Raw genomic sequence first — 1,390 nt, 5'->3', positions numbered from 1 at the left:
CGGCCGCCGCCCGCCGGACCGGTCCGGACAGCATGACCCGCTCCCCCGTGACGAACCCGTACCCGCCCTCCCCGTCCGCCCCGGACGGGACGGCGAAAGCCCCGAGGCCCTCGCCCGGCCTCGGACCGGTCTTCGGGCCGGGTCCGGGCCCCGGGCCCGTCCCGGGCAGCGGCGCGATCGAGCGCATCCGCCGTCGCAGCCCGAGGGCCCGCCCCGTCACGACGGCCGCCACCAGCACCGGGAAGGCGGGCGTCGCGGCGGAGAGCACTGCCGGGAGCACCATCGGCAGCAGGGCCGGGAGCCGGCTCACGTCAGCTTCTCCAGCAGGTCGGCGGCGCGGGCGGCGCCCCCGGCGGCGTCGAACGAGTCGCGGATCCGCGCGGCTGCCTCCCGGTACGCCGGGTCGGTGAGCACGCCGGTCAGCGCCGTCCGCAGCTCGTCCGCGCGGATCCGGGCGAACCGCACCATCCGGCCCGCTCCGGCCGCCTCCACCTGCCGGGCGATGACCGGCTGGTCATCGCGGATCGGGGCGACGACCAGCGGAAGGCCGTGCGCGAGCGCCTCGCAGACGGTGTTGTGCCCGCCGTGCGTGACCACCGCCGACAGTCTGGGCAGCAGCGCGAGCTGCGGGACGCTCTCCCGGACGAGCACGTTGTCGGGGAGGGCGAATCCCTCGCACTCGCTCGCGCCGGACGGCATGGCGAACACCGCCTGGACGTCCATCTCCGCGAGCGTCTCGGCCGCGACCCGGAAGAACCGCTCCCCGGCCGGGCCGGAGACGGTGCCGAGCGACACCAGCACCGCCGGGCGCGCGTCCTCGCCCGCCGGGTCGAGCCAGTCGAAGGGGAACCCGTCCTGCTCGGGCCGCCCGCCGAGCGCCGGGCCGACGAAGGCGATGTGGTCGGGGAAGAACGACACGTCCCCGACCAGCGCGCCGGTGGAGAACACCAGCGTGAGGTGGTCGGAGAAGCGCAGGTCGATCAGGTCCTCGATGCCGTGGTCGGCCTGGAAGCCGCCGATCCGGTCCCGGACCCACTCCTCCACCAGCGGCATCCCGGCGAGCGGCCGGGTGAACTCCGAGGACGTCGTCGCCGACGTCGCCCACGGCACGCCGCGCAGCCGCGCCACCACGGGCGCGGCGAGAACCTGCTGGTCTGCGACCACGACGTCGGGACGGAACCGGTCGACCGCGCGCTCCATCCCCGGGAACATCGCGTGCCCGAGCGGGACGGCGAACTCCTCCCAGAAGAACTTCAGCGCCGCCGGTCCGCGCAGCGACATCCAGATGTGCCGCGCGGCCTCCAGCTTCGCGGTGAACGCCGGGTCCTCGGCGGGGTACACGCGCGCGCCGTCCGGCAGCAGCGGCTCCAGGACGCCGCGCCGCCCCGCC

At 76.2% G+C, this 1,390-nt stretch carries 2 protein-coding genes; both read right to left on the bottom strand.

The features are described from left to right. On the bottom strand, window positions 1-310 hold a 310-nt coding region (locus AB0J52_RS40675), incomplete at its 3' end, for a hypothetical protein (RefSeq protein ID WP_500188568.1). Beyond that, on the bottom strand, window positions 307-1,390 hold a 1,084-nt coding region (locus AB0J52_RS40670), incomplete at its 5' end, for a glycosyltransferase (protein WP_500188567.1). The genes AB0J52_RS40670 and AB0J52_RS40675, both read right to left, overlap by 4 nt.

This window comes from Spirillospora sp. NPDC049652, from assembly GCF_040675125.1.
In the GTDB taxonomy this organism is placed as follows: domain Bacteria; phylum Actinomycetota; class Actinomycetes; order Streptosporangiales; family Streptosporangiaceae; genus Spirillospora.
Note: the sequence above shows the minus strand (reverse complement) of the source record. Positions and strands in the feature narration are given on the sequence as shown.